At 70.6% G+C, this 20003-nt stretch carries 16 protein-coding genes and 2 riboswitches; of the genes, 6 read left to right on the top strand and 10 right to left on the bottom strand.

Translation table 11 applies throughout. From position 1 onward, the window contains the following. Positions 1-5: 5 nt before the first annotated feature. Positions 6-1031 carry an LLM class F420-dependent oxidoreductase gene (locus AVL48_RS02690; RefSeq protein WP_061989604.1) on the bottom strand — a complete coding sequence of 342 codons (1026 nt, stop codon included), beginning with the start codon at positions 1029-1031 and terminating at the stop codon, positions 6-8. A gap of 12 nt (positions 1032-1043) precedes the next feature. After that, positions 1044-1964 carry an oxygenase MpaB family protein gene (locus tag AVL48_RS02695; protein WP_061989607.1) on the bottom strand — a complete coding sequence of 307 codons (921 nt, stop codon included), beginning with the start codon at positions 1962-1964 and terminating at the stop codon, positions 1044-1046. Positions 1965-2068: 104 nt separating this feature from the next. On the opposite strand from AVL48_RS02695, the gene AVL48_RS02700 reads away from it, so the two are divergent. After that, positions 2069-2662: a TetR/AcrR family transcriptional regulator gene (locus tag AVL48_RS02700; protein ID WP_061989609.1), complete on the top strand. Its 594-nt coding sequence runs from the start codon at positions 2069-2071 to the stop codon at positions 2660-2662. On the opposite strand, the gene dmpG is transcribed toward AVL48_RS02700, so the two are convergent. Both dmpG and AVL48_RS02710 read right to left on the bottom strand, forming a co-directional pair. After that, positions 2653-3687: a 4-hydroxy-2-oxovalerate aldolase gene (gene dmpG, locus AVL48_RS02705; protein WP_061989611.1), complete on the bottom strand. Its 1035-nt coding sequence runs from the start codon at positions 3685-3687 to the stop codon at positions 2653-2655. The genes AVL48_RS02700 and dmpG overlap by 10 nt on opposite strands. Beyond that, entirely contained in the window at positions 3684-4586 is a 903-nt protein-coding gene (locus AVL48_RS02710; protein WP_061989613.1) for an acetaldehyde dehydrogenase (acetylating), read from the bottom strand. Before AVL48_RS02710 ends, dmpG begins: the two co-directional genes overlap by 4 nt. Before the next feature lie 41 nt (positions 4587-4627). Between AVL48_RS02710 and AVL48_RS02715 the strand changes: the two genes are divergently transcribed. Beyond that, positions 4628-5395, top strand: coding sequence for an IclR family transcriptional regulator (locus AVL48_RS02715; protein ID WP_061989615.1), 768 nt, complete (start codon positions 4628-4630; stop codon positions 5393-5395). A gap of 199 nt (positions 5396-5594) precedes the next feature. Here the strand turns inward: AVL48_RS02715 and AVL48_RS02720 are convergent, their stop codons facing one another. Both AVL48_RS02720 and AVL48_RS02725 read right to left on the bottom strand, forming a co-directional pair. Next, positions 5595-6305, bottom strand: coding sequence for an MBL fold metallo-hydrolase (locus tag AVL48_RS02720; protein WP_061989618.1), 711 nt, complete (start codon positions 6303-6305; stop codon positions 5595-5597). A 17-nt stretch (positions 6306-6322) separates the two neighbouring features. Continuing rightward, positions 6323-6847, bottom strand: a complete 525-nt coding sequence (locus tag AVL48_RS02725; RefSeq protein WP_061989619.1) for a DinB family protein — start codon at positions 6845-6847, stop codon at positions 6323-6325. A gap of 41 nt (positions 6848-6888) precedes the next feature. Here AVL48_RS02725 and AVL48_RS02730 point away from each other — a divergent pair, with 41 nt between their 5' ends. Further along, complete coding sequence (locus AVL48_RS02730; protein ID WP_061989621.1) at positions 6889-7740, top strand: DMT family transporter; 852 nt, start codon at positions 6889-6891, stop codon at positions 7738-7740. Here AVL48_RS02730 and AVL48_RS02735 read toward each other — a convergent pair. Together AVL48_RS02735 and AVL48_RS02740 are read right to left on the bottom strand one after the other, a co-directional pair. Beyond that, positions 7721-8758, bottom strand: a complete 1038-nt coding sequence (locus AVL48_RS02735; RefSeq protein WP_061989636.1) for a FecCD family ABC transporter permease — start codon at positions 8756-8758, stop codon at positions 7721-7723. The genes AVL48_RS02730 and AVL48_RS02735 overlap by 20 nt on opposite strands. Before the next feature lie 23 nt (positions 8759-8781). Then, positions 8782-9825: a FecCD family ABC transporter permease gene (locus AVL48_RS02740; RefSeq protein WP_061989624.1), complete on the bottom strand. Its 1044-nt coding sequence runs from the start codon at positions 9823-9825 to the stop codon at positions 8782-8784. 275 nt (positions 9826-10100) lie between these two features. On the opposite strand from AVL48_RS02740, the gene AVL48_RS02745 reads away from it, so the two are divergent. The 3 genes from AVL48_RS02745 to AVL48_RS02760 all read left to right on the top strand — a co-directional run bounded on the left by AVL48_RS02745 (position 10101) and on the right by AVL48_RS02760 (position 16542). Beyond that, positions 10101-11786, top strand: a complete 1686-nt coding sequence (locus tag AVL48_RS02745) for an ABC transporter ATP-binding protein (RefSeq protein WP_061989626.1) — start codon at positions 10101-10103, stop codon at positions 11784-11786. After that, a complete protein-coding gene (locus AVL48_RS02750) occupies positions 11783-13354 on the top strand; it encodes an ABC transporter ATP-binding protein (protein WP_244162588.1) in 1572 nt (523 codons plus the stop codon). Before AVL48_RS02745 ends, AVL48_RS02750 begins: the two co-directional genes overlap by 4 nt. Positions 13355-15141: 1787 nt before the next feature. Beyond that, a riboswitch (cobalamin riboswitch) is annotated at positions 15142-15257 on the bottom strand. 109 nt (positions 15258-15366) lie between these two features. Further along, positions 15367-15493, top strand: a riboswitch (cobalamin riboswitch). Between the two features lie 35 nt (positions 15494-15528). Continuing rightward, the gene (locus AVL48_RS02760; RefSeq protein ID WP_061989628.1) at positions 15529-16542 is read left to right on the top strand and encodes a prenyltransferase/squalene oxidase repeat-containing protein; all 1014 of its coding nucleotides are present in this window, start codon (positions 15529-15531) and stop codon (positions 16540-16542) included. A 351-nt stretch (positions 16543-16893) separates the two neighbouring features. Here AVL48_RS02760 and AVL48_RS02765 read toward each other — a convergent pair whose 3' ends face one another. Further along, positions 16894-19278, bottom strand: coding sequence for a helix-turn-helix transcriptional regulator (locus tag AVL48_RS02765; RefSeq protein ID WP_061983796.1), 2385 nt, complete (start codon positions 19276-19278; stop codon positions 16894-16896). Positions 19279-19353: 75 nt separating this feature from the next. Further along, entirely contained in the window at positions 19354-19950 is a 597-nt protein-coding gene (locus tag AVL48_RS02770) for a QsdR family transcriptional regulator (RefSeq protein ID WP_061983795.1), read from the bottom strand. Positions 19951-20003 lie beyond the last annotated feature (53 nt).

Genomic DNA, 20003 nt, shown 5'->3' on the forward strand with positions numbered 1-20003 from the left:
ACCACTCACGCGAGCGTCTCCGCGACCTTCGTGAGCGTGGCCGCATCGCCCCTCAGGAGCAGCGTCGTCACCACGGTCTCCTCCCAGGCGGCCAGTTCGTCGCGGATCTTCTCCGCCGGTCCGATCAAAGACGTGTCCTCGACCAGTGACGTCGGGATCGCGGCGGTCGCCTCGTCCTTCCGGCCCGCCAGGTACAGCTCCTGCACCTTGTCGGCGACGTCCTCGTATCCCATCCGGGCGAAGACATCGTGGTGGAAGTTGACCGATTTCGCGCCCATACCGCCGATGTAGAGCGCCAGTGACGGCTTGATCCAGCTCGCCGCCTCCTCGACGTCGTCATGGACGAGCACCGGGACGGACGCGGCGACCTCGAAGTCGTCGAAACCGTGACGGGCGCCGGGACGGGAGAAGCCCTCCTGCAGCGCGGTCCGGTAAAAGCCATCGCTCTTGGGTGAGAAGAACAGCGGGAGCCAGCCGTCGCAGATCTCCGCCGACAGCGCCACGTTCTTCGGGCCCTCCGCGGCGAGGAAGATCGGGATCTCCTTGCGGAACGGGTGCACTGTGGACTTCAGCGGCTTGCCGAGCCCCGTGCCGCCTTGCAGCGGCAACTGGAAATGCTGTCCGTCGTGCGTCACCGGCGCCTCACGCGCGACGACCTTCCGCACGATGTCGACGTACTCGCGCGTGCGGGCCAGCGGTTTCGGATACGGCTGCCCGTACCAGCCCTCGACCACCTGCGGCCCCGACGCGCCGAGCCCGAGCACGAACCTGCCGCCGGACAGGTGATCCAGGGTCAGCGCGTGCATGGCCGTCGCGGTCGGGGTGCGCGCCGACATCTGGACGATGTCGGTCCCGAGCTTGATCCGGCTGGTCGACGCGCCCCACCAGGCGAGCGGGGTGAACGCGTCCGAGCCGTAGCCCTCGGCGGTCCACACGGAATCGAAGCCGAGTTCTTCGGCCTTCAAAACGGCGTCCAGCGCGCCCTCGGGCGGACCGGAGGACCAGTAACCGAGGTGGTAACCAAGCTTCATCGAGGCTCCTCGTCAGACGTTCGGTGAGTAGTGCTCGGGTTTGCCCCGCTCCGAAAGCGGCGGAAGGTTCCTCGCGGGAGTCTCGACCAGCGGCGCGTCCATGGCCAGTTCGCCGCGCTCCCGGCGCCAGCCCGCCCGGGCGCGGGGGTGATACCGGCGGTCGCGCGGAACCAGCTTGAACGCCGCGTCGATCAGTTTCCCGGTTCGCCGGTGCCGTCGTTCGTCGCGTTCGGTCCAGGTGTAGCCGAGCCGTTCGCGGATCGGCGGGTCGTACAGGCCGACGGTCAGCCAGACGAAGTTCCGCGCCACCGGCCCGCGTACGAGCTTCCACAGGAAGTCCGGCAGCCACGGCAGGAAATTCGGCTTCGGGAGGTCCTTGATGTCGAGGACGTCGCGCGTGGCCTTGTTGTCCTCCAGGACGTCTTCGCACATACGCTTCCAGTACAGCTGGAAGTCCTCCCAGGACTCCGGAACCGGGCGCATGCTCATGCCGTACAGCTCGTACCACTGGACATGCTCGTCGAACAGCTTCCGCTTCTCGGCCTCGCCGATGCCACCGCAGAAGTTGTCGGCGATGAGGATCGCGCTCACGAAGAACGTCGAGTGCGCCCAGTAGAAGGTGCCCGGGTTGAGCGCGTGATAGCGCCGCCCGTGTTTGTCGACGCCCTTGATCCGATCGTGGTAGCCGCGCACCTCAAGCGCGGTCTGTCGCGCGCGAGGACCGTCGTAGATCACTCCCCCGATCGGGTACAGCGAACGGAACAGCCGCTGCCAGCGCTCCTCGAAGAACCGCGAATGCTCCTCGACGCCCGCGCCCAGCTCGGGGTGCATGTTCTGCATGGAGCCGGCCCAGAGCGCGATGAGCAGCCCACGCCAGTCGCCGAAGTACTTCCAGGTCAGCGAATCCGGTCCGAGCGGCCGCGGCTGTGTCATCCCCGGTCTCCTCACTGAGCTGGTTAAATTGACCACAACTGTTGTCAGGTTAAAGTTGACAACGGCCGTAGTCAACTGTCGCAGCCAAGAGTGAGGAACCGACCATGGCCGGCCGAAGCTGGGCAGGCACCACCCTGGACGACCGCAAGGCCGCCCGCCGGGAACAACTCGTCGAGGCGGGTCTCGACCTGCTCGGCACCCAGGGCAGCGCCGGAGTGAGTGTCCGCGCGGTGTGCCGCCACGCCAAGCTCACCGAGCGGTACTTCTACGAGAGCTTCACCGACCGCGAGGACCTGGTCGTCGCGGTCTACGAGCACATCGGTGAGCAGGCCAGGCAGGCGCTGGTCGACGCGGTCAGCGACACGACCGAACCCGCCGAACGGGCGAAAGCCGCCGTCCGCGCCTTCGTCGAATTGATGCTCGACGACCCGCGCAAGGGCCGCGTGCTGTTGCTCGCGCCGATCACCGATCCCGCGCTGACCACCCGCGGGATCGCACTCCTGCCCTCCTTCGCCGAACTGGTCAGCGGGCAGCTGTCCCACGGTGACGCGGCGACGAGGCAGATGACCTCGATCGGGCTGGTCGGCGCGCTGAGCAACGTGTTCATCGCCTACCTCGACGGCTCGCTCAAGGTGAGCCGCGAGCGCCTGATCGACCATTGTGTCCGCCTCGTGCTCGGTGCCGACCGTCAGCCCTGACCGCGTTCGGCGACCAGCTGCAGGGCGATGTCGATGATCATGTCCTCCTGTCCGCCCACGTACTTCGCGGCGCCGACGCGGTAGAGGATTTCGTGCGCCGGAACGTCGTAGCGCTCGGCGGCGCGTTCCGCGTGCAGCAGGAAACTCGAATACACGCCCGCGAATCCCTGCACGATCGACGATCGGTCCATCACCGGCAGCCGGGTGATGTAGGGCTTCACGACGTTCTCCGCCGCGTCCATCAGCACGTCCTTGTCGACGCCGGTGCGGATCCCGAGCCGCTCGAACGTCGCCGCGAGAACCTCGGTCGGCGAGTTGCCCGCGCCCGCGCCGAGCGCCACCAGAGAACCGTCGATCTGCCGTGCGCCCGCCCGATGGGCGAGCACCGAGTTCGCGACGCCGAAGCTGAGGTTCTGGTGCCCGTGGTAGCCGACCTGCGCCTCGTCCCCGAATTCCGCCACCAGCGCGGCGATCCGGTCGGAGGCCTCCTCCAGGATCAGCGCACCGGCGGAGTCGACGACGTACACGCACTGACAACCGGCGTCGACCATGATCCGGCCCTGTTCCGCCAGCGCTTCGGGCGTCGACATATGGGACAGCATCAGGAAACCGACCGTCTCCAGGCCGAGCTCCCGCGCCGCGCCGAAGTGCTGGACGGAGACGTCGGCCTCGGTGCAGTGGGTCGCGATCCGGACCGCGCCCGCGCCGAGATCGGCCGCCACCCGCAGGTCGCCGACCGTGCCGAGGCCGGGCAGGAGCAGCACCGCGATCTTCGCCCGATGTGCCTCGTCGACCGCTGCTTCGATCAGTTTTCGTTCGTCCACAAGGGAGAATCCGTAGTTGAACGTCGAGCCGCCGAGGCCGTCGCCGTGGCTGACCTCGATCAGCGAAACCCCGGCGTCGTCCAGCGCCCGGACGGTGTCACGTACGTTCTTCTCGGTGAACTGGTGCGCCATCGCGTGACTGCCGTCGCGCAGGCTCGTGTCGACCAGCCTGACCTCACGGTCGATCTCATCCCACTTCACGCCGCCACCTCCTGCGTGGCCAGCAGCTCGCCGACGCGGGCGGCCGCGGCCGTCATGATGTCGAGGTTCCCGGCGTACTTCGGCAGGAAGTCCCCGTTCCCGGCGACCTCCAGGAACACCGCCACCCGTGCCTGCCCGCTCCACCCCGGCCTCGGCGGGTCGTACTGCGGATCCGCCTTGAGCGTGTAGCCGGGCACGTATGCCTGGACGGTTTCGACCATCCGGTGGATGGATTCGGTCACCGCGTCGAAGTCCGCGTCCGGGTCGACCGCGCAGAACACCGTGTCCCGCATGATCATCGGTGGTTCGACGGGGTTGATGATGATGATCGCCTTGCCGCGGCTCGCTCCCCCGACGAGTTCGATCCCGCGCGCGGTGGTCGCGGTGAATTCGTCGATGTTCGCCCGCGTACCCGGCCCTGCCGAACGCGAAGACACGGACGCGACGATCTCGGCGTAGGGCACCGGCGTCACCCGGGACACGGCGTGCACGATCGGGATCGTGGCCTGGCCACCGCAGGTGATGAGGTTGACGTTCGGCACGTCCAGCCGTTCGGGCAGGCCGACGGCGGGACAGGTGAACGGGCCGACCGCGGCCGGGGTGAGGTCGACCGCGCGGATCCCGGCGGCGGCATAACGCGGCGCGTTCGCCAGATGCGCCTTCGCTGAGGTCGCTTCGAAGACCAGGTCCGGCAGTTCGTCGCGGGACAACAGCCAGTCGACGCCCTCCGCGGAGGTCTCCAGTCCCAGCTCGGCTGCCTTCGCCAGCCCGTCCGAGGCGGGGTCCACGCCGACCATGTACCGCACCTCGACGTGTTCGCTGCGCCGCAGCTTCGCGAGCAGGTCGGTGCCGATGTTCCCGGGACCGACGATCGCGGCCACCGCTTTCCGTTGCGCCATACCAGGTGACGTTTCCCGAGTGGATAGGGCACACTCAACCCATGCGTGCCGCTGGGCGGAACGACGAGGAGGAACGAACCGGAGCGGACGGCCTCGTCGCCGCCCGCGTCACCGCGCTGCTCTCGGCCTTTCAACCAGGCGACGACGCCCTCGGCGTGTCCGAACTGGCGCGACGGACGGGGCTCGCGAAGTCGACCGTCCACCGGCTCACCGGGCACCTGGTCTCGACCGGGTTGCTCGAACGTGACGGTTCGGCGCTGCGGCTCGGGCTGAAGCTGTTCGAGATCGGCCAGCTGGCGGTACGGCGCCGTGGCCTGGTCGAGGCGGCGCGCCCGTATCTCGCCGATCTTCGCGAGGCGACGCGGAACACCGTGCATCTCGCGGTGCTGGAGGGCACGGAGGTCGTCTATCTCGACATCCTTCGCGGACCTGACGCGCCGTCGCTGCCGTCCCGGATCGGCGGCCGGTTTCCCGCGCACGCCACCGGAGTCGGGAAAGCCATCCTCGCGTTTTCGCCGGAATCCGTGGTGACACAGGTGATCGACGCCGGATTGCCCCGCGTCAGCGTCCGGACGATCACCGTCGCCGGTCTGCTGCGCCGTCAGCTCGCGAAGGTCCGCGGTGACGGGATCGCTTTCGAGCGCGAGGAATCCGGCGTCGGCGTCGTGTGCGCCGCGAGTCCGCTGCTCGACGCGCAAGGCGTCGCGGTGGCGGCGTTGTCGATTTCCGGGTGGGCGAATCGCATGCACACCAGCCGCGTCGCGCCCGCGGTCCGGACCGCGGCTTTGGCGCTGTCGCGCACCTTGTGAGGGCTACGCGACGAGCCCCCGCCGGACCAGTTCCGGCCGCACGCCCTCGCCGAACCAGTACGCCTCTTCCAGATGCGGGTATCTGGACAGGACGAACTCCTCGACGCCGTGCCCGCGCCGCATCGGGTCAATCGACGCCCCTCCCGTCCCGCGATCTGAACGTCCCCGGCTATGCATTCAGTCCTCTATATGCGTCTGGTCAGCCGCCGAACAGTACGCGCCACTCGTCCAGTGACTTCGGCCGGAAGACGAAGTTGGTGTCCTTCACGTGCGAGAGGTTCGCCGACGGTTCCGCCGAGTACTGGTGTCCCGGGTAGACGACCGGATCCCCGTCCAGCCCGGCCAGCCACTGCAGGCTCCGGTAGATCGCTTCCGCGTCACCGCCGGGGAAATCGGTGCGGCCACAGCCTTCGAGGAACAGCGTGTCGCCGGAGACGAGCTTCCCGTCGACGAGGAAGCACTGGCTGCCCGGGGTGTGTCCCGGGGTGTGCAGCAGCCGGATCGGCACCGCGCCGACCTGGAGGACCTCGTCGTGCTCGTGCGAGCGCAGGTCGGTCTCCGAGACGCCGGTGATCCGGCGGACCCACTCGGCCTCCGCGCCGTTGACGTGGATCGGTACCTGGACGCGTTCCAGCAGTTCCGCGATCCCGGGCAGCGAGAAGCCCATCATTTCGCCGCCGACGTGATCGGGGTGATGATGCGTGGCGAGGACGCCGGTCAGCCGCATCCCGTCGGCTTCCAGCAGGTCCAGCAGATCACCGACGGCGTACGCCGGGTCGACGATGACCGCCTCGTTGGTCTCCCGATCGCCGATCAGATAGGCGAAGTTGACCATCTGTGTCGCGACGGGATCCCCCACCGCGAAGTCGCGGCCCGCGAGCAATTGCCGGAAGTACAGCCTGTCAGCCATGCGCACACCTTACGGCGCTACTCCCCCGTGGTCCCGTCGGCCAGCTCCCGCAGAATGTCCAGTTGCCCGACGTGCCGGGCCGTTTCCTGGACGACGTGCGCGAGCACCCAGCGGACGGTGAACTTCCCCGACCGGCGGGCCCGCTCGTCCGGCGAGACCCCGGCCAGCGACGACTCCGAGCGCACCCACTCGGCGCGGTAGGCCTCGACGACCGAACGCGGGTCGTCGTCCTCGGTCAGGTCCCAGCTCGGATCCGGTGAGCCTTCCCACAGCGACGGCAGTTCCGCGCCGGCCGCCTCGATCGAGAGCCACCAGCGCTCCACCGCGGTCAGGTGTTTGAGCAGCCCCAGCGCGCTCATGCGCGGGGACGACGGCAGCGGGGTCGCGGCCGCCTGCTCCCTGGTCAGCCCGGCGACCTTGTTCACCGCGGTCGCGCGGAGGAAGCGCAGAAAATCCCACTGGAGCCTGGCCTCGTCCTCGGCGATCCCGTCCGGCCAGGACCGCTCGACCGCTTCGGCGGCACTCGAACTCGTGTTCGACATGCGGCCACCTTACCCGTCGGACAGGACTAGGCTGACGCTCCATGTGGTGGGGATTGATCTGCGCGTTCTTCGCGGCCTGTGCGTACGGCATCGCTTCGGTGATGCAGGCGGTCGCCGCGAAGGCGACTTCGGGCGACGAAGGCCGCGTCGATCCCCAGCTTCTCGTGCGGGTGCTGCGGCAGTGGAAGTTCGTCGCGGGCCTCGCGCTGGACGTGGTCGGATTCGTCGCCCAGGTCGTGGCTTTGCGCGTGCTGCCGCTGTTCGTGGTCCAGGCGGCGCTGGCGGGAAGCCTCGCCGTGACCGCGGTCGCGGCACGGACGCTCGGTGTCCGGCTGGGACGTCGCGAGTGGACGGCGGTCGCGGTCGTCTGCGCGGGGCTGGCGTTGCTCGGGATGTCGGCGGAGAGTGAGGGCTCGTCGGCGACCGGGTTCGGTTTCCGGCTCGTGCTGATCGGCGCGGTGGTGGTCCTCGGCACGGCGGGGATGTTCGCCGGCCGCGCGCCGCGGCGGATCCGGACCCCGGCGCTGGGCCTGATCGCCGGGTTGTGCTTCGGCGTGGTCGCGCTTTCGGGCCGTGTGCTGCCCAGCTTCGCCCCGCTCGACCTGCTGACCGACCCGGCCACCTACACGCTGGCCGCGGCGGGCGCGATGGCGATGCTGTTCTACGCCACCGCGCTGCAACGCGGCAGCGTCACCACCTCGACCGCGATGATGGTGATCGGCGAGACCGTCTTCCCGTCACTCGTCGGAGTCGTCGTCCTCGGCGACACCACCCGCCCCGGGTTCGCGGCCGTGGCGGTGGTCGGTTTCGTGCTCGCGGTTTCGGCGGCGCTGGCGCTGGCCCGCTTCGGCGAGCCCGCCCCGATCGAGCCCGTCAGCGCGCCGCTCGGTTGACCCCTCGCCGGGACACCAGCAGCCACGCCAGGTACAGCCCGCCGATCGCCCCGGTCACGAGACCGACGGGCAGTCCCGCGAGGACCTGCTGGGTGATCAGGTCGCTGGCGACCAGCAGGAGCATGCCCATCAGCGCGGCCGCGGCCAGTCCGGGTCCGGAAGACCGCGTGAGCCGCTTCGCCAGCTGAGGCGCGGCGAGCGCCAGGAACGCGATCGGTCCGGCGGCCGCCGTCGCGATGGAACACAGCCCGACGCTGACGCCGAGGAGCACGACCCGGCTCCGCTGGACCGGCACGCCGAGTCCCTTCGCCGAGTCGTCGCCCATCTCCAGCAAGGAAAGCCTTCTGCCGTAGACCAAGGCGGGCGGCAGCAAGGCGGCGACCGCGATCCCGACCGGGACCACGTGCTCCCAGCCGCGTCCGTTGAGCCCACCGACCAGCCAGGCCTGCGCGGCCAGGCCGTCCTGCCAGGAGGCCCTGGTGATCAGATACGAGTTGAACGCGAGGAGCATCGCGTTCACCCCGATCCCGACGAGGATCAGGCGGAAGGCGTGCACACCGCCTTTGAACGCGAGCAACGCCATCATCGCGGCGGTCAGGATGCCCCCGATCAGCGCGCCGAGCGAGACCGTGAGCATTCCGCCGTGGATCACCACGATCGTCAGCAGGGCACCTGCCGACGCGCCTTGGGTGAAGCCGATGAAATCGGGGCTGCCCAAGGGATTCCCGGAAAGGCTCTGCAGGATCGCACCACTGATCGCGAGTGCGCCGCCGACCAGGAGCGCGGTCAGCAACCGCGGTAGGCGCAGGGTGGTCACGATGAACTCGGTGCTCCGGTCGCCGAAGCCGAACAGGGTCTGGACGACCTCGCCGACCGACAGCGGATAGTCGCCGGTGGTCATGCTCACCGCGCCGACGAAGAACACGGCGACGGTCAGCAGCGCGACGACGATCGCCGCTCTCGGCGTGACGCGCAGGGACACGCCTCCGCCAGGAGTGCGCAGGACACGGGTGGTCATCGGGGGTGGCTCCTTGATCGCGGTCACAGCCGGGCCGGCTTCCTGCGGCGGCAGAGCGCGATGAACACCGGCGCGCCGAGAAACGCGACGACGATGCCGGCCTGCAGTTCCTCCGGCGGGTTCAGCACGCGGCCGACGACGTCCGCGCCGATCAGCACGATCGGCGCGAGCAGCATCGAATACGGCAGCACCCACCGCTGATCCGGACCGGCCAGCATGCGCGCGGCGTGCGGCACGGCGAGCCCGAGGAACAGGACCGGACCGACGGCCGCGGTCCCCGCGCCGCAGAGCAGGGTGATCACGATCGCGCCCAGTACCCGGGTGCGGCCGACGTGGGCGCCGAGCGCCTTGCCGGTCTGGTCGCCGAGCGCGAGCACGTTGAGTGGCCGGGCGAGCAGCAGCGCGACGACCGCGCCGGCCACCACGAACGGCGAGATCTGCCAGAGCACGTCCCATTTGCGGCCGCTCAGTGAACCGACGTTCCAGAAGCGGAACTGGTTGAACGTCTCGGGCATCAGCAGCAGGATCGCGACGATGTAGGCCTGGAGTACCGCCATGACCGCCGAACCGGCGAGCACGAGCCGGTCCGGGGTGGCGCTGCGGCCCGCCGCGCCGAGGACGTACACCACGACCGAGGCGATCGCCGCCCCGGCGAAGGCGAACCAGATGTAGCCGAGCACGCCGCTGACCCCGACGAACGCGATCCCCGAAACGACCGCGGCCGAGGCGCCGGTGTTGACCCCGAGCAGGCCGGGGTCGGCGAGCGGGTTGCGGGTGAGCGCCTGCATCACCGCGCCGGCCAGGCCGAGCGCCACGCCGACGACCACGCCGAGCAAGGTCCGCGGGATGCGGAGGTCGTGGATGATCACCGCGTCGGTCGAGCCGTCGTTGTGCCACAGCACCGACCAGGTCGAGGTGAACGGGATGCTTTTCGACCCGACCCAGATGCTGAGCAGGAACACCAGCGCCAGCAGGGCGAGCCCGACCACGAGACCGCCGGCGCGGAAGGTCCGTGCCGCCGCGCTCGGCGGGGACGCCGCGGCGGGCGGGCGTTCGGTGACGACCACGGAACCTCCTTCGAGTGAGGCGAGGCTAACCGAACGCCGGAGTTCACCTCACTGAGCTACCGACTTAGACTAGCCTTACCTACCCCTGAGCCAGTTGGCGGAGTTGAGGATGACTCGCACAACGGACCGAGGCGTGCACCCGCCCGGCCGGAGGTCCCGCTATATGGCGGCAGGGCGCCCTTGCCCACGAACGTGAGAGGTCTGACCAGGCAGCGCCCTGTCGACGCGATCGCGGACGCGGGTTCACCCGATTGACTTGACAGAGGGAGGCGCCGGTGCCCGCAGCGGCCACCACCAGCCGGAGCGTGCTGCGCCAGGCGATTTCCGGGCAACGACGCCAGGTCACGCTCGCGTCCGTGCTCGCCGCCGGCCATCAAGGCGGTGAAGCACTCGTTCCGGTGATCATCGGCGTGGTGATCGACCAGGCCGTCGCCGGTGGCTCGGTGGGCACCCTCGTGTTCTGGCTCGCCGTGCTCGGTGTGGTCTTCGCGGGACTGTCCTACAGCTACCGGTTCGCCGCGCGCGCGGCCGAAGGCGCTTCGCTGCGAGCGGCGCACGAAATCCGCATCGCGATCAGCAGACGCGTCCTGCATCCGGGTGGCGGCGCCGAGAACGGCAAGCTGGCCGGCGAATTGGTCAACATCGGCACCAGCGACGCGCAACGGGTCGGGGTGGTCAACGCCGCCCTGCCGTTCGGGGTCGCCGCGCTCGCCGGAGTGCTGGTCAGCGCCATCGCCCTCCTGAGCATGTCGCTGCCCTTGGGTCTCCTGGTCCTCCTGGGCACGCCGCCGCTGCTGTACCTCGCGCATCTCATCGGCAAGCCTCTGGAACGCCGCAGCGAGGCCGAACAAGAGCGTTCCGCGCACGCTTCGGGGGTCGCCACGGATCTGGTCGCCGGTCTGCGGGTCCTCAAGGGCATCGGCGCCGAACCGACCGCCGTCGCCCGTTATCGCGAGACGAGCCAGAACTCGCTGAAGGCGACCTTGCGCGCCGCCAGGGCCAAAGCCTGGCACGACGGCGCGGTGCTCGCGCTGACCGGTGGTTTCATCGCGGTCGTCGCCCTCGTCGGCGGGCATCTCGCGTCGTCGGGCTCGATCAGCGTCGGCGACCTGGTCGCGGCGGTCGGTCTCGCGCAGTTCCTGCTCACCCCGTTCCTGATCTTCTCGTGGGTCAACAGCGAGCTGGCACAGGGCCGCGCGTCGGCGTCCCGGGTCGCCGATCTGCTGACCACTCCGACGGCGGTCGGCGCGGCCGACGGTGAACTTCCCGCGCCCGCCGACGGAAATGTCCGGCTCAGCGGCGTCTCTCACGGCAGCCTCCGCGGGGTCGATCTCGACATCCCGGCCGGGCAGCTGGTCGGGGTCGTCGCCACCGATCCGGCCGCCGCGACCGACCTGCTCGACTGCCTCGGCCGCGCGGCAGACCCGGCCGAGGGGCAGGTCCACGTCGACGGCGTGGACCTGTCCACTGTGGACCCTGACCGGGTACGCGAGGTCGTCCTGGTCGCCGCGCACGACGCGGACCTGTTCGAAGGAACGCTGGCGGAGAACGTCCACGCCGGCGGTCCCTCGCGCGACGAGGCGCTGGCCGCGTCGGCGGCGGACGAGGTCGCGGAGGCCCTGCCGGACGGAATCGAAACCGCGGTCACCGAGCGGGGGCGCTCCCTCTCCGGCGGGCAGCGCCAACGCGTCGCCCTCGCCCGCGCGCTCGCCGCGGAGGCGCCGGTCCTCGTCGTGCACGACCCCACGACGGCGGTCGACACGGTGACCGAGGCGAAGATCGCCACCGGGCTCGCCCGCTTACGACAAGGACGGACCACGATCCTGGTGACCACGAGTCCCGCCCTGCTCGCCGTCACCGACCGGGTCGTCGTCCTCGACGACGGCCGGGTCACGGCCGAAGGCGGCCACGCCGAACTCGCGCTCGACCGCGCCGACTACCGCGCGGCGGTGCTCTCATGAGCCGCGAACTCCTCCCCACCGCCGACGGCAAGCGGATCCGCGCCGTCCTCGGCGAACTGCTCCGGACCTCGAAGGCGCGTGCCGTCGGCGCGCTCGCGATGCTCGTCGGCGCGACCGCGATCGGGCTGCTCACCGCTCCCCTGCTCGGCCATGTCGTCGATCTCGTCATCGGGAAACGACCGGCCACCGAACTGACGACGCCGGTGGTGGCGCTGGTACTGGTCGCCGTCGCACAGGCGATCGCGACGGCGCTGGGCGTCTCGCTGACCGCGCGGCTCGGCGAAACCCTGCTGGCGGAACTGCGGGAGCGGTTCGTGGACCGCGCCTTGAGCCTTCCGCTGGAGCAGGTCGAACGCGCGGGCTCCGGCGACCTGACCGCCCGGGTCACCAACGACGTCACGGTGGTGGCGAGGGCGGTCCGCGAGGCCTTGCCCGAACTGGGCCGTTCGGTACTGACCATCGTCCTGACCCTCGGCGCGCTCGCCGTCCTCGACTGGCGGTTCCTTCTGGCGGCGCTGCTGGCGACACCGATCCAGCTGCACACCGTGCGCTGGTACGTCCGCAACGCCGTCCCCTTGTACGCGAAGCAGCGGATCGCGACGGGTTCCCAGCAGCAGCAACTGCTCGACACGATCGGCGGCGCGAAAACCGTCCGCGCGTTCCGCCTCGCCGACGCCCACGTGGAGCGCGTCCGGCAGCGCTCCGAGGGCGCGATGGAACTCATGCTGCGCGGCGTCCGGCTGATGACGAAGTTCTTCGCCAGGCTCAACCTCGCCGAGTTCGTCGGCCTTTCCGCCGTGCTCGCGGCCGGTTTCCTCCTGGTGGGCGACAACGCCGTGACCATCGGCGCGGCGACCGCGGCGGCGTTGTACTTCCACAGCCTGTTCGGTCCGATCAACACCGCGCTGGCGCTGGTGGACGACGCGCAGGCGGCCGCGGCGAGCCTCGCCCGGCTGGTCGGGGTCGCCGACCTCCCCGCCCCCCACGAGCCCCAGCGGCCCGCGAAACCCCTTGACGCCTCGGTGAAAGTGGCCGGGATCTCGCACTCCTATGTGGACGGACACCCGGTACTGCGCGACGTCGACCTGAGTCTCGCTCCCGGCGAACGGGTCGCGCTGGTCGGCGCGAGCGGCGCCGGGAAGACGACGCTGGCCAAGCTGATCGCCGGGATCCACACCCCGGCCGCCGGCACGGTCTCCGTCGGCGGGGTGCCGCTCGACGAACTCGGACCGTCCGCCACCCGGCAGGCGGTGGCGCTGATCAGCCAGGAGGTGCACGTCTTCGCCGGTTCGCTGGCCGACGACCTCCGGCTCGCCTCTCCCGGCGCGTCCGACGCGGATTTGCTGGCGGCACTGGACAAAGTCGGCGCACGGGGGTGGGCGGAGGCGCTGAGCGAGGGTCTCGCGACCGTGGTCGGTGAAGGCGGGCATCAGCTGACGGTCACCCAATCCCAGCAGCTGGCGCTGGCCAGGCTGGTCCTCGCGGATCCGCCCATCGCGATCCTCGACGAGGCCACCGCCGAAGCCGGGCCGTCTCGTCCGCGTCGGCGAAGGAACCGATGTCGGTGAATGTGCCGTCCTCGCTACGGAGTTTCACCAGCTCGGCCCGCAGCCGAACCGCGAGGTCGGCCGACTTCGCGAACTCGGCGACGAGCACGAGCTTCGCGAGCGGTTCGGCGTAGGAAGCCCCGCCCTGTTCATACGGCGCGCCGTGCGCGTAGGCCTGCACGGCTTCCGGCGCGAGCAGGAATTGAGACGCGCGAGCGACCGCGTCCGGCTGCTCGTCCAGTGCCCGCAACGCGAGTACGAGATCCGCGGTGGCGTCGTAATCGACGTAGGTCTTGCCGTCCTCGGCGACCTCGACGTGGTCGCCGGTCAAATGGTTCGCCAGGTAGGCGCCCAGCCGGGCGGCGGGCGTCGCCCGGGACGGCGAGACCATCGCGCCTGGCGCCGCCTTCAGGACGGTGGTCTTCCTCGGTGCCGACGTGCTGTTCTTGTGCGCGCGTGGAGGTTTCGGCTTGGCCATCGGCGGCGTGACGGTGACCGTGGCCGGTTCCGCCACGCTGCTCGCGGGCGGCGGCCCGGCACCCTTCGCGAGCGCGTAGAACCCGGTCTGCGCCAGCCCCAGCGAAGCCTGGGCGCCGGAGCGGATCCACGTGTCGAGCCCGCTGATCCCGTTGGCGCGCGCGGCTTCGTAAGCCGCCGGGTCGTAAGCGATCGCGCCGAGTTCGCCCGCGAGCCGGGTGCCCGAGTCGGCCGCGGCGGTCGCCTGCGCGGATTTGAGGAAACGCACCCCGCGGTCCACCGCCGCGTCCGCGCCGCCGACGTCGGCGAGCGCTTGGACGATCAGGCCGGTGCTGTTGGTGTTCGGGGCTTCGGTGCCGACACCGCCACCCCAGCCGCCGCCCGCGCTTTGGTGCGCGGTGATCCAGGAGACGGTTTTGGCGATCGGCCCGTCGAGCCCTGCCGCACCCGCCTTCCGCGCGGCCACCAGTGCCGACAGCGCGAGCCCGGTGGCGTCGCCGTCCGGCGCGGACTGGTCGAACGGCTTGCCCTCGTCACAGGTCGAGATCTTGAAGCCGCCCGGCTTGACGTGGTCGCCGGTCTCGGTCGTTTTGACTTCGCCGAAGAAAACGCGGAAGTAACCCTCGGAACACTGCTGGGTCAGCAGTTTGTCGATGGCGAGCCGATCGTTCTCGCCCGCGGCCGCGAGCCCGATGACACCGAGCGCCTGCGCGAACATGTTGGCGTTGTTGGTCACGGCGTCGGCGAGCTCGGGGTTTTTCGAATAGTCGCTGACCCGGCCCTTGTCCGGCCCCTCCCGCATGATCGCGGCCTTGGTCTCGGCGACCATGTCGTGGCCGTCGAAGTTTCGCGGGTCACGGCCGGAGATTTGGGCGGCGACCAGCGTTTTCGCCACCGCACCGCCGACGATGACCGCGTCGTACCCGGCACCGGGGACCAAACCGTCCCAGGTGAAGAAGTCGGTGGCGTGCCCTTGGTCGTCGAGGAACTTCACGATCGGTTCGGCGCGCGCCCCTTCGCCCGACGCGTACATCGCGAACAGCACGTCGAGCATCAGCCCGTGGTCGGGCAAGGCGCCGCCGTTGGGATCGTCCAGGGCGCCGTCCGGCTTCAGTTTCGTCGCGAGCCAGCGGGAATTCGCTTGCGCCGCATCGCGGTCGCTCGCGGCCGTCGCCGTGCCCGTGAGCAGCGCGGCGACCAGGCCTGCGCTGACGGCGAACGACAAGGCGGCCAGATATCCGCGGCGCATGTACTCCTCCTTTGCGGGCACGAAGGAGGACAGGCGCGGGCGCCGCGGTCACCCCTGTTTATCGCGACAGTGGTTCGGACTTCTGGTCGTTCGTCCGCCCGTTCGGTATCCCGGCTCGCCCCGGTGAAAGGGCCCACGGTTGCGCGACAGCGCCGGATTTCGACCGGCTTCCCCGTCACGGGCGGCGGTGTTGAGTTGTCGAGCCAGCCGAGGTTAACACCCGATCACTTGCGACAGGCACCGCTGACCAGGTCGTTGCCAGGATCACATCGCCGCTCGCGCCCGGCGGTACCGCGGCACCCGGCGGGGATGAGACTCTTCGGATCGTCCGATTCAGCGCGGTCGTGGGGGAAGTCCGGTGAGAGTCCGGCGCTGTCCCGCAACGGTATGCCCTTCCGGCGAGCCCGGTCACCCACGTCGCGCGGTGTCACCACCGACTCCTGTCGTGGAAATGCGGGAAAGGGTTCTCATGAGACGTTTGGTCCTCGCCGTCGCCATGCTGTGCGGCATCGGGCTGGTCGCCGCTCCGGCGGCGGCCGCGGTCACCCCGGACAAGGCGGATGCCGCCGCGGGCTGGCTCGCCAGGCAGCTGATCGACGGGGAACGGTTCGAAGCCGACTTCGGCGGCCAGAAGTTCCCCGACCAGGGCTTGACGATCGACGCCGTCTTCGCGTTCGCCGCCGCCGGGGTTTCGGACACGAACGCGGGCAAGGCGATCGCGTGGCTGGCGAAGCCGGAGATCACCGCCGGCTACGTCGGAAGCGGCAACGAGGCGTACGCGGGCGCGCACGCCAAACTGATGCTCGCCGCGCAGATCCGGGGCTCGAACCCGTCGTCGTTCGGCGGCGTCGACTTGACGGCCGGCCTGCTCTCGCTGCTCACGCCGTCCGGCCGGTTCTCCGACCGGACCGAATTCGGCGACTACTCCAACGCGCTTTCGCAGTCGCTCGCGCTGCTCGCGCTCGACCGCACCCCCGGCGGTGCTCCCGCGTCCGCCGTCACCTTCCTCGCGGGCGCGCAATGCGCGGACGGCGGCTTCCCGCAGAACTTCGGCGAGGCGACGTGCACGAGCGACGTCGACGCGACCGCGACGGCCGTCCAGGCGTTGCGTGCCACCGGTGACGCGGTGAACGCCGCCGAAGGCACCGCGTGGCTGGTCACCAAGCAGCACACGAACGGCGGTTTCGGCTTCGGCACCAACCCGCCCAACGCCAACAGCACCGGCCTCGCCGCCCAAGCACTGGCCGGGCACCGTCCCGCCGCCGCGGCCAGGGCCCGCGCATTCCTGCGTTCGCTGCAGACCGGCTGCGCCGGTGCGGCGGCGGACCGCGGCGCGATCGCCTACGACGCCACCGGCCTGAACCCGTCGACCGCCCCGCGCGCGACCGCCCAGGCGATCCTCGGTTTGGCGAGGGTTCCGTTGAGCGACCTGCACGGCGGTGGCCGTCCGCAGGCACCGGTGCTCTCGTGCCCCCGCGTTTAGTCCTCTGAATGCGGTGAGCCGTCGTGGTCGTGAGTGGCGATTCGGGTTCGAGCGAAGCCTCTCTTAGGTACCTACTCGTCATCTGCGGTCTTGCTCGCGTGAAGTACATGATGGCCCCCTTCCTTGCGCTAGGCGCAAGGAAGGGGGCCATCATGTACTGGGGAAGGTGTGAAGGTGCTGCTATTGAGGCTGGTGGTGGCTTCCGGGCCCGGGTGAGGGGAACTTTGAGCGGCTCTAAGTCCCCCAAAGAGTCCTTCACGGCCAGGCGGCTACCGGGTTCACCCGCGGTAGGTACCTGAAACACTCTTGGTTAGAACCCGAATCGCCACTCACGACGCGTCAGGGTGGGAGTCACGCGTCGGTGACCCGGCGCGCGAGTTCCACGCGTGAGCGCACGCCCAGCGCGGTGAAGATGTTGCGCAGGTGGTGATCCACGGTCCGGTGGCTGATCACCAGCCGCCGCGCGATCTCCTTGTTCGTCTCCCCCGCCGCGACCAACCGGGTGATGGCGTCCTGCTGCGGGGTGAGCCCGGCGAGGGACCGGTGCGGCACGTCCACGGTCTCGCCGGTCGCCCGGAGCCCGGCGCGGGCCCGTTCGGCGAACCGGGTCGCGCCGACGCTTTCGAAGCCGCGCAAGGCATCGCGGAGCTGATCTCGGGCGTCCCGGGTCCGCCGGTGCCTGCGCAGCGACGTGGCGTACGCGAAGCGGGTCCTGGCGAGTTCCACCGCACCACCCGCCCGGCGGTGCGCCTCGATGGCCAGCCGGAAGTGCTGTTCGCTCACGGCGGGGTCCGTCGCGGTCAGCGCGTGACAGCGGTGGCTCAGCGCGAGCCAGCAGGGTTCCGCGCCGGCCGATGTCCACCGGTCGAACACCTCCAGCGCCGCCCGCGCGCGTTCGGGTCGCTCGGCGAGCACGGCCGCCTCGACCAGTTGAGGGGTGGCGAGCACCCGGATCACCGGCTGGTCGCCGGAAACACCCGACGCCAGGTCTTCGAGCCTGCTCAGCGCGTCGTCCGGCCGGTCGTCCGCCAGGTCGAGGCAGGCGTTCGCCCACGCGGCGACGGCGGCGGGCCTGCCGAGCCCGCGTTCGGCGATCCCCTCGGTCGCCTCGTCCAGTTCGGGGGCCCGTTCCCCCAGGAGCGCGGCGGCGAGCCCGAGCAGGGTGAGGTGCTCCATCCGCAGGTTGTGGGGCGCGAGCAGGCCCTCGCGGGAGGCCGCCCGCGCGCACGGGATGCGGTCGAGCGCGATGGCCGAAAGCGAGAGGTAGATCAGCGCCCACGGCAGTTCCGCGTGGCGCCTGCCGAGCCTCGCGCGGCTCACGGCCGCCGCCGCGTACTCGTGGGCCCGTTCGGCGTGCCCACGGGCGAAGGCGGCCTCGGCGGCCCAGACGGCTCCGGCGACGTCGTCGTCGGCCATCCCGCGCCGGACGGCGTCCTCCAACGGCTCGACGGCGTCGTCGTGACGGCCGGCGTAGACCGAAGTGAGACCACTGAAATGCGAGAAGGCCAGCCCCTCTCCGGCGGGGACTGTCCGCGCCAGTCCCCGGTACCCGCTCAGGTCGCCGCCCAGCCGCCGTGCCTCGCCCGCCAGCAGGAGTGCCTCGGCCGGATCGGGCAGCAGTTCCGCCGCCGTGCCCAGTTCGTGGGTGGCGACCGCGGGATCACCGTCGCGCAGTTCGATCTCCCCGTGCAGCAACGCCACCGCGCCCGGTTCGGCGTCGACTCGCGACAGCAACAGCCGCGCCCAGCCCGGCCTGCCCGCCTGCCAAGCGGCGTCGGCGGCGGCCAGCAGCCTGGTCGCCCGCACGCCGGGGTCGGCGGTCAAGGCGGCGGCGCGTTCGAGCTGACGCGCCGAGGCGGCGTGATCCGCCGCGGGTGCGGCGGCGAGCGCGTCGGCCAGCGGCACCGACGGCGCGGCGGTCGCCATCGCGCGGTGCCAGAGCACCTCCGGCCCTTCGCCGTCGGAAGCCAGCCGCGCGTGCGCCGCCCGCCGATCCGCCGGTGACGCCGCCGCGGCCCACGTCGCTTGAGTCACCTTGCTCGCCGAAGAATCCAGGAAACCGGCGAGGCACCGGACGCGTTCGCCGGTCGGCATCGCGTCCAGGCGAGCCGCGCAGCCCGCCAACCGCTCCCGCAGGACCGGCGACACCGGCTCCCGTCCCGCGGCCTGCGCCGGGGTGAGCTGCGCCGCCAGCGCGACCAGGTCCGCCGGATTTCCGCCGCCCAGTTCGACCAGCTGCGGTCGTACCCCGGCGGGCACCCCTCGGTCGCGCAGCAGCAGATCCGCCGCCTTGTCGGTCAGCGGAGCCAGTTCCACGCACTCGAACTCGTCGGATCCGGACCGCGACGCGAGCACCATCCCGACCGAGGAGCCGGCCAGCCTCCGAGCCGCGAAACCCAACGCCGCCAGGGACTCCGCGTCGACCCATTGCGCGTCGTCCACCCAGCAGATCGCCGGTTCCGGGAGTTCGCTCAGCCGCCGATGCGCTTCCTCACCGCCCGAGACCGCGGCGCCGAACAGGCGGTGCAGTGCCCCGAACGGCAGCGCGCGCTCGGCTCGTATGCCCCGCACGCCGAGCAGGCGGATGCCGGACGCGCCGCGCAGCTCGGTGAGCAGCGCCGACTTGCCGAGGCCTTCCGCGCCGCGGACCAGTACGGCCTGCCCGGCGACCGACCGCAGCCCGCCGAAGAGATCGTCCCTGCCCCGCAGCGGGTACACGACGTCCCGGACAGGCATCGGCGCCTCCTCGAAATCCCCTTCGATGAAACACCAGGCGCAAGTGTTTCACAAGCCCTCCGCGCAGGTCCTGTTTCACGGGGTCCTGCTCGGCACCCGTCCTTCCACCAGTGCGCCGAGCAGCGTCGACGCCGCGTCGAGATCGGGTGTCCGTGACGCGAGGACGTCCGAATACAGGAACGCCTCCCCCAGCCGCACGATCGCGTAGCAGAGGCTGTCCAGGCTGACCGCGGGCACGAATCCGCCGTCGTCGACGTCGCGGCGCAGCAGGTCGACGTGCGCCGCGATCACCCTCGGCTGGACCCGTCCGTCCGGGTCGGTGAGCAGCCGGATGGCGAGCACCGGCTCGTCGTCGAGGAAACGCCGGAACCCGGCGCTCGCCGCCAGTGCCGACCGGTAGTCGCGCATGATCGCGAGACACCGCAGTTCACCCGCCGCATTGCGCACCACGTCGCCCTCTTCGCGCTCCCAGGTGCGCACGGCGGCGGTCAGGGTGCGCTCGGACAGGTAGTAGAGGGCATCACCCAGCAGGTCTTCCCGGTTGCCGACGCGACGGAACAGGGTGCTGCGCGAGATGCCAAGGTCTTGGGCGAAAGCGGAGGTGTCGACGCGGATTCCGCGGTCGATCCACCGGGCCGCCGTACGGACTATGTCCTCGGCTGAGGGATTCACGATCGCCGATCGTACGGGCGGTGAGCCCGGCGGGCGTGGCCGCGGACGAAGAC

This window comes from Amycolatopsis regifaucium (genome assembly GCF_001613935.1).
In the GTDB taxonomy this organism is placed as follows: Bacteria; Actinomycetota; Actinomycetes; order Mycobacteriales; family Pseudonocardiaceae; genus Amycolatopsis; species Amycolatopsis regifaucium.

Coding starts and splice junctions, on each gene's coding strand:
- AVL48_RS02690 (WP_061989604.1), bottom strand. CDS start 1,031: ATGAAGCTTGGTTACCACCTCGGTTACTGGTCCTCCGGTCCGCCCGAG.
- AVL48_RS02695 (WP_061989607.1), bottom strand. CDS start 1,964: ATGACACAGCCGCGGCCGCTCGGACCGGATTCGCTGACCTGGAAGTAC.
- AVL48_RS02700 (WP_061989609.1), top strand. CDS start 2,069: ATGGCCGGCCGAAGCTGGGCAGGCACCACCCTGGACGACCGCAAGGCC.
- AVL48_RS02710 (WP_061989613.1), bottom strand. CDS start 4,586: ATGGCGCAACGGAAAGCGGTGGCCGCGATCGTCGGTCCCGGGAACATC.
- AVL48_RS02715 (WP_061989615.1), top strand. CDS start 4,628: ATGCGTGCCGCTGGGCGGAACGACGAGGAGGAACGAACCGGAGCGGAC.
- AVL48_RS02720 (WP_061989618.1), bottom strand. CDS start 6,305: ATGGCTGACAGGCTGTACTTCCGGCAATTGCTCGCGGGCCGCGACTTC.
- AVL48_RS02725 (WP_061989619.1), bottom strand. CDS start 6,847: ATGTCGAACACGAGTTCGAGTGCCGCCGAAGCGGTCGAGCGGTCCTGG.
- AVL48_RS02730 (WP_061989621.1), top strand. CDS start 6,889: ATGTGGTGGGGATTGATCTGCGCGTTCTTCGCGGCCTGTGCGTACGGC.
- AVL48_RS02735 (WP_061989636.1), bottom strand. CDS start 8,758: ATGACCACCCGTGTCCTGCGCACTCCTGGCGGAGGCGTGTCCCTGCGC.
- AVL48_RS02750 (WP_244162588.1), top strand. CDS start 11,783: ATGAGCCGCGAACTCCTCCCCACCGCCGACGGCAAGCGGATCCGCGCC.
- AVL48_RS02760 (WP_061989628.1), top strand. CDS start 15,529: ATGAGACGTTTGGTCCTCGCCGTCGCCATGCTGTGCGGCATCGGGCTG.
- AVL48_RS02765 (WP_061983796.1), bottom strand. CDS start 19,278: ATGCCTGTCCGGGACGTCGTGTACCCGCTGCGGGGCAGGGACGATCTC.